The sequence below is a fragment of the Micrococcus sp. LASM2_SD2 genome (genome assembly GCF_057364565.1).
On the sequence record NZ_JBNFOB010000361.1, the window covers coordinates 1 to 1,469 of the forward strand.

Here is a 1,469-nt window from a genome sequence, read left to right on the forward strand (position 1 = left end):
TGAACGGGGCGCCGCGGAGGCGGCTGAACGGGCAGCGCCGTGCCGGGCGCAGGGGGCGTGAGGGGTGGCCGGCACGCGCGTGCACCAGCTGGCGCCGGCTCTGGACGCACCTGGGCATCTGCTGCACCAGCGGTCACCCGTGGGACACCACGAGCACCCGCTGCACCACCGGTCATCCGCTGTGCCTCAGGGCATCCGTTGCAACGTCGCCCACTCCTTCGTTGGACGTCAAAGCTGGCATCAGAGTTGTCGGAACTGGCCCAGGGAGACGCCTCATTCCGGCAGATCTGATGCCAGCAAGGACGTCCGACCACTTTCACCCGCCTGCGCACAGGGCTCGGGTCGTGTACCACGCTGCATACCTGCGCATACCGCCTGCACCCCGCATCATCAGCGTCCCCCGCACCACCCGCACCAGCTGCCCGCACCACCCGCACCCAGCTGCCCGCACGCCCGCACCACCCGCACCTCACACACACGCACCACCCTGTACCGCCGAATAGGGCACGCCACCGTGACGAAAGGTGACCGTCGGCGCACGTTCACCTGACTGTTCACCGGAGGTCAGTCTGCGGAGAGGCGGAACACACACAGTGGCCTTGTGCGTCACGCACGAGGGCCCTGCGCCCCGACCGTGACGCCCCGCAACCCCTCACGGCCCGGACCTCTCACGGGCCGTCTCCATGCACCGAAGGGAACGTCATGCTCAAGCGCCTCCTGCCCATGGCCGGCCACACCCGGGGCAACCGCTCCGCCGTCACCTGCGAGCTGAAGTGCGGCAACGCCTGCGCCCAGCCCATTCCGAACCGCTCCGAGAACGAGACCTTCCACTCGGTGGCCGAGGCCGCCATCTCCCGTCGCTCGGCCCTGGGCCTGGGCGGTCTGGCCGCGGCCGTCGTGGTCGCGCGCGCCGCGCAGCAGGCCCCAGGGACCGGCCTCCGCGGACAACGGCCGTTTTCCCGAAGGGCGGCGGCAAGCTCCCGTTCGAGGCCATCGACCCGGTCTCCCGCACCGTGGACACCATGACCGTGCCGGAGGGCTACGACTGGGCCCCGGTCATCCGCTGGGGCGACCCGCTGTTCGCCGACTCCGCCGAGTTCGACGTGACCAAGCAGACCGGCGCCACCCAGGCCGGCCAGTTCGGCTACAACTGCGACTACCTGAACGTCATCTCGGACGGCCGGAACGACCGCGCCGGCTACATGGTGTCCAACCACGAGTACACCAACGAGAACATCATGTTCTCCCCGGAGTACATCGCCTCCAACCCGAAGGACGTCGTGGACGCCGGCATCGCCGCCCACGGCCTGTCCGTGGTGGACCTGAAGCGCGCCAAGCAGGGCGCCAAGTGGGAGTACGTCCGCGGCGCCGCCGCACCGCCGCATCACCGGCTTCACCCCGTTCGCCGTGACCGGCCCCGCCGCCGGCCACGACCTCCTCAAGACCAAGGACGACCCGACCGGCACGCG

The 1,469-nt window shown here is 70.3% G+C and carries 2 protein-coding genes; both read left to right on the forward strand.

The window, feature by feature from the left end:
• The first annotated feature begins 702 nt into the window (after nt 1-702).
• Nucleotides 703-1,026 carry a hypothetical protein gene (locus tag AC2W7A_RS12340; RefSeq protein ID WP_485991602.1) on the forward strand — a complete coding sequence of 108 codons (324 nt, stop codon included), beginning with the start codon at nt 703-705 and terminating at the stop codon, nt 1,024-1,026.
• On the forward strand, nt 1,023-1,469 hold a 447-nt coding region (locus AC2W7A_RS12345; protein ID WP_485991603.1), incomplete at its 3' end, for an alkaline phosphatase PhoX. The genes AC2W7A_RS12340 and AC2W7A_RS12345, both read left to right, overlap by 4 nt.